Raw genomic sequence first — 5,275 nt, 5'->3', positions numbered from 1 at the left:
TTCTGTATCTTCTTTTGGTAATAATAACTGCTTCTAGACAAGCCGAGTTTTAGCAGAAGCACTGGTAGTGAATATTTTTGTTGTAAGGCATCAATTATCACTACCTTTTCTCGATTTTTCAACGGTTCTAGATTGATGCCTGGGTCTTTTTTTAATACAGCAATAGTTTCTTTTAAGATATCCATTTCCAGTTGCATATCATGCATTTTTTGCTTCAATGCATCCAACTCTTCTTGTGGTACTTCTAGGGAACCTTCTTTTAAGCTGCCTCTGGGAATATCTTTCTGATTCATTAATGCCAATCGTCCTTCCTTGATGTATTGTCATCGCCATTTGTATATAGATGCCCTTGGCTGCAAGGCTCTTTGTTTCTGCTCTGATGAAAATGACATCTTTGCCAAGGTACCATCCATCCTCAGTTCAGCCAGTACGAAATTGATATAGTTCAGCCATTCCTGGTCCCCTTTTTCCATCAGTATGTCACAGGAATGACGGGTGAAGGGGCTATCCTTAAGCGGAGCGGCCAGGCGCTTGTCCATGCGGACATAGTGGGCAGCCTCTACAGTTTCCGTAATCATGATATCTGCCCTGCCCTCTGCAATTTGCCGGGGAATATCTGCATTGTCATTATAGACGATAATCTGGGCCTGCTTTAGATAGGCATCCGACATGGCCATGATCTTTGCCCGGTTGTAATTGCGCGAAATACCGCAGAGGGCAATGTCGAATTTTCCTGCTTGCGTATCGGCAGCAAGGGTCGGCCAGGTGGTCGGCACATACTGAATTTTTACCCCCAGGGAATCTGCAATAATCTTGGATAGCTCTGCATCGATACCCTCATATTCCCCAGTTTGCGGATTTAAGTAAGACATGGGAATGTAATCTCCTGTGGTGCCAATCCGAATCGTTCCTCTGGCTACAATCTCCTCAAGATGGCCAGCCTCCGCACGTATTCCGGTCAGCATCAATACTGCCATCAATAGCAGACAAATCATATTAACTGGTGAAATATTTCTTTGCATAGTATTCCTCCTGCCCCGTCTTATCAACACATTCATACATATGCGTTATTCTATCTACGCTTTCCTTTTTCCTACATACCCTTCTTTACCATGCAACCAAGCAGGAAATTCAAGCCCTTCGTTGAATCTTTGAACTGAACACACCATCGTGAATTTGAGCAGTAAGGATTACAGGGAGACTAACCATGAACACTGAAAAATCTATTCGTGGCCAACAGGCTAAAGACAATTTCAATTCCGGCTACAACTGTTCACAGTCTGTGCTGCTGGCTTATGAAGACTATCTGCGAGAAAAGGGACTGAACCCTAAGACTGTATTGCGGATGGCATCGCCCATGGGGGGAGGAATCAGCCGTCTTCGCGAAGTATGCGGTGCCGTCTCGGCTTTATGCTTATTGATTGGGCTAACAGACGGATATGACATGCCTGACGATGAAAAGAAAAAAGCTCTGTACAGCAAAGTACAAGAGCTTGTCCTTCAATTTCAAGAATCCAAAGGATCTATAATCTGCCGGGAGCTGTTGGGGTTAGAACAGAAGCATGACCAGCCCATACCATCTAAGCGTACAAAGGAATATTATGCTGAGCGCCCCTGCGCAGATTTTTGCGCAACAGCAGCTGCGCTTTTTGAAAAGAATTATCTACAATCCAAGCAATAAGACAGATATTCCTCATCATCCATTTGAGATGAAGTTATCGCCCGTTCTATGGCTTTGGCCATTACTTCTGCCGCCAGTGTTCCTGCCATATTGACGTCAGCCGTTACCTGCTCGCCGCAGGAGGAGGCATAAACCGTATCCCCATCTGTCAGCGTCCCCACGGGATTGATGCATCCGGCATAGGCATTGCCAGCCTGCTGGGCGATACGGGTGATCTGCGCCTTGTCAAACCTGCCATTGGTGATGATTGCACCAATGGTGGTGTTGGTGCGGGATGGCAAATCTTTTGGGGCAGCAATCTTGTAAAACGCCCTGGTGCTATCTATGTATTCCGTGCGGGATTCATTCATGAGCCCGGCAATCTTCCGTCCCTCCGCATAGACATCCCCCATAGCATTTACCACTACAACGGCTCCTATCTTCAAATCCCCTATCTGCATGGCATAATAGCCAATCCCGCTTTTCTGTGATTGCTTCATGCCGCACATTGTCCCCACGGTGGCTCCCGTACCTGCACCAATCGAGCCGCTTTGGGGATTATTCTTTTTTAGGGCATTAAGACATGCCTCATAACCCATGGCTTTATCCAGACGAACAGTTGCGCTCCCATAGGAAAGGTCATAGATGTAGCTTTGCACCACCAAGGGCACTAAGGCAAAACCTGTGTCTAAGCCAATGCCATTTTCCTCCAAGCAGGCCATTACGCCATCTGCTGCCGCCAAGCCGTAGGCGCTCCCACCACTAAGGACGATAGCATGTATGCCAATGTCCTCTCTGGTGGGTTCAAGGACAGGAGTCTCCCGGGAGGCAGGGCCGCCGCCGCTGATATCAATGCCAGTTTTTGCCCCTTTGGGAAAGCAAAGCACAGTAACACCCGTCTTGCCCTCATTGTTCTGGGCATTTCCCACGCAGGCCCCATCTATAGACCCAAAAGGGATTTTCTTGGCCTGAAATTTCCATCCCATGCACCTCCCCGCCAGCTGATATCATCGCTATTGAACACAGCAGCAGGGCTGCATTTTTCATAAGCTTCTTCAAATACATAAAGGAAATCTCCCTGTTCTTATGGCACCAATCAGCAAGTTGCTGCTGCGGTAAATCCTTCTTCCCGATGAGCGTATGGAATCTGTTCGGGCAGACCAGAACGCAAAGATGACAGCCCACACATCTTTTATGTTTCATGGACAAGTTTAGCGCATCACCCCACCAACCCATTCAAAATCAAAAGACCAATAAGACCGATTGCCCAAGCTATCGTACTCGATACTGAATACAGACGAAGTTGCTCGCTACCTTCTGTGATGCCTATGGAGCGATTCACCACCCAGAAAAAACTGTCGTTGAAATAAGAATAAAAGAGCGAGCCTACACATGCCCCCAGTGCGGCAAAGAGGGGATTAACCGACATATTCGCAATTATAGGTGCCGTTATCGAAGCCGCCGTTATCATAGCAACGGTGCCACTACCCTGAATGAAACGCACCACGGTAGAAATTACGAAGGGCAAAAGAACGGCAGGTATGTTCCACAAAATCATACTTTCCGCGATGACTTGACCCACGCCGCAGTCGCGAATCAACATGCCCAAGGCACCGCCGCTTCCCGTTATGAGCATGATTATCCCCGCGGACTTCATACCGTTTTCCATCTCGGCCAAAACCTGTTTACGGTCAAGACTGCCCGCCAATCCGTGTAGGGCTATAAGAAAGCCGATGCCAACCGCGATGACCGGCGAGCCCAAAAACGCGATGAAAGCGAAAGCGCCCTCCTTCATACCCATAGTCGCAGTGACATTGCCAAGCAAGATAAGAATTATTGGCGCGACTATCGGCGCAAAAGAAATAAAAGCGTTCGGCAGATTGGCCTCTTCATACACATCGTTTCTCAAATTGGAAACGTAGTTGCTGTCCCGTGTCCAGCCACCGTCGTCCTTGGGGATTTGCCAAATTTTCTCGCCGATGTATTTAGCAAAGACGAGCGAGCCAAACATCATCGGCACTGACAGGACAAGCCCCCAGAGAATGAGAGAGCCGACATCGATTCCAAAAATTCCGGCCACCCCGACGGGACCGGGTGTCGGCGGGACAAGAGAGTGCGTAATAACAAGCCCTGTTGCCAACGCCAGGCCGATAGAAACGATGGACTTGCGGCTGGTGGCGGAAATTGCTTTGGCAAGGGGAGTAAGAATGATAAAGGCAGAGTCGCAAAATATTGGAATAGACACAAGAAAACCGGTGATTGCCATAGCTAGTTCCTCGTGGCCTTTGCCGAAAAGTTTCAAGAAGCAAAGTGCCATTCGCTTGGCCGCTCCCGAAACTTCAAAAAGATGCCCCATCATCACGCCGAAGCCGATGATGATGCCGATACTGCCCAGTGTGATGCCGAACCCCTTGGTTATGCTGCCGACTATCTTGTCGTACTCGATTCCACCCACCAAGCCGACAATAATCGTGGCAAGGATAAGGGCAAGAAACGTATGAATTTTTGTCTTTATAATCATCCAAATGAGAACAATTATACCGACGGCAAGACCTACAAGAACTTGTTGCTCTTGCGACATGTTTTACCACTCCTGTTACGATATAAAAAATAAGCGCTTTTTCCCAGCCACTTTACTCTGCAACCCCCCAAAAAATTCCTGCGATTTTCACTCTCCTGTCTTCTTCACATTATCTCCATAGATGGTTCTCCAATCATCTCTCATGGAAATCGGTATCCATCCGTTCTTCTCACAATTTTTCAGCATTTTCTCTGCCGAAACAGGCTTGCCAAATTCCCTTTCGATATCATCGGCCAGCAGGGAGAATACCATGGTTTTATATTTTGTATTTGCAGTTGTATAGTTGTACATACTGAAATCTCCGCTGGAATTGCCGAAGGCTAACACGGGATGTTTGCCTATTTCCTTGGCCATGGCAGAAACCTTGTTCATGTTGATGTTCTTTACCTCGAACTCACCGCGCACAACCTTGCCATCCGAAGGGAAGACATATTCCATGCCATCCTTTCCCTGCTGATTTTCCTCCACATACCGATAATCCGTTCCGATTATGTTGTCACTGTCCACTGGCAAAATCTCTACCATGACACGAGTGTACTGACGATCTGCCCCCGATACCAGGAATATCTTGAAGTCATTGGCTCTGAGGTAGGACAGTACCTCCACCATTGGAAGGTAGTATGCCTCGCCGATTTTCAGGTTTTGGAAACCCTCTACGCTTTTTTGCATATATTTCTCGATATAAGTCTCATATTCCTCCGGTGTGGAGTTAGAATATAAATAGTACAAGTCAAAATGAGAAATCCTAAATGAGCCCATAACATGGTACAATGTACGTACCTAATCTTGAGGAGGATTTCAGAATGGCTAAACAACATGACAAACAGTTTAAACTTGACGCAATTCAATATTACGAAGATCATAAGGAGCTTGGCTTGCGTGGCTGCGCCAATAACCTAGGCATCGGTTACAGCACTTTGACCAAGTGGCGCAAAGAACTTCGTGACTCCGGCGATATCGTTGTAAGAGGTTCCGGCAACTACGAATCAGATGAGCAGAAAGAAATTGCCAGATTACGCCGTGAATTGCGGGAT

Annotated in this window: 7 protein-coding genes and 1 pseudogene; 2 read left to right on the top strand and 6 right to left on the bottom strand. The window is 47.2% G+C overall.

Annotated features, from left to right (window positions below; genetic code table 11):
• Window positions 1-293: pseudogene (locus BUB68_RS14680) on the bottom strand (IS3 family transposase); the annotation flags it as partial.
• 30 nt (window positions 294-323) lie between these two features.
• Entirely contained in the window at window positions 324-1,022 is a 699-nt protein-coding gene (locus BUB68_RS14675; protein ID WP_081372029.1) for a transporter substrate-binding domain-containing protein, read from the bottom strand.
• A gap of 185 nt (window positions 1,023-1,207) precedes the next feature.
• Between BUB68_RS14675 and BUB68_RS14670 the strand changes: the two genes are divergently transcribed.
• Entirely contained in the window at window positions 1,208-1,681 is a 474-nt protein-coding gene (locus BUB68_RS14670) for a C-GCAxxG-C-C family protein (protein WP_073092999.1), read from the top strand.
• Here BUB68_RS14670 and BUB68_RS14665 read toward each other — a convergent pair.
• From BUB68_RS14665 to BUB68_RS14655, 4 genes are all read right to left on the bottom strand, one after another.
• Window positions 1,660-2,646, bottom strand: coding sequence for a P1 family peptidase (locus BUB68_RS14665; RefSeq protein WP_073092997.1), 987 nt, complete (start codon window positions 2,644-2,646; stop codon window positions 1,660-1,662). The genes BUB68_RS14670 and BUB68_RS14665 overlap by 22 nt on opposite strands.
• Window positions 2,567-2,863, bottom strand: a complete 297-nt coding sequence (locus BUB68_RS15885; RefSeq protein WP_371914880.1) for a 4Fe-4S binding protein — start codon at window positions 2,861-2,863, stop codon at window positions 2,567-2,569. The genes BUB68_RS14665 and BUB68_RS15885 overlap by 80 nt, the downstream gene beginning before the upstream one ends.
• Before the next feature lie 16 nt (window positions 2,864-2,879).
• A complete protein-coding gene (locus BUB68_RS14660; RefSeq protein ID WP_073092995.1) occupies window positions 2,880-4,241 on the bottom strand; it encodes a GntP family permease in 1,362 nt (453 codons plus the stop codon).
• Window positions 4,242-4,328: 87 nt separating this feature from the next.
• Window positions 4,329-4,970, bottom strand: coding sequence for an HAD family hydrolase (locus BUB68_RS14655; protein WP_256626010.1), 642 nt, complete (start codon window positions 4,968-4,970; stop codon window positions 4,329-4,331).
• 74 nt (window positions 4,971-5,044) lie between these two features.
• Between BUB68_RS14655 and BUB68_RS14650 the strand changes: the two genes are divergently transcribed.
• Window positions 5,045-5,275 (top strand): transposase (locus BUB68_RS14650; protein WP_073092993.1); only part of this gene is annotated, 231 nt, incomplete at its 3' end.

The organism is Pseudoselenomonas ruminantium, assembly GCF_900142515.1.
GTDB classification, from domain to species: Bacteria; Bacillota; Negativicutes; order Selenomonadales; family Selenomonadaceae; genus Selenomonas_A; species Selenomonas_A ruminantium_D.
Note: the sequence above shows the minus strand (reverse complement) of the source record. Positions and strands in the feature narration are given on the sequence as shown.

Coding starts and splice junctions, on each gene's coding strand:
- BUB68_RS14675 (WP_081372029.1), bottom strand. CDS start 1,022: ATGCAAAGAAATATTTCACCAGTTAATATGATTTGTCTGCTATTGATG.
- BUB68_RS14670 (WP_073092999.1), top strand. CDS start 1,208: ATGAACACTGAAAAATCTATTCGTGGCCAACAGGCTAAAGACAATTTC.
- BUB68_RS14665 (WP_073092997.1), bottom strand. CDS start 2,646: ATGGGATGGAAATTTCAGGCCAAGAAAATCCCTTTTGGGTCTATAGAT.
- BUB68_RS15885 (WP_371914880.1), bottom strand. CDS start 2,863: ATGAAACATAAAAGATGTGTGGGCTGTCATCTTTGCGTTCTGGTCTGC.
- BUB68_RS14660 (WP_073092995.1), bottom strand. CDS start 4,241: ATGTCGCAAGAGCAACAAGTTCTTGTAGGTCTTGCCGTCGGTATAATT.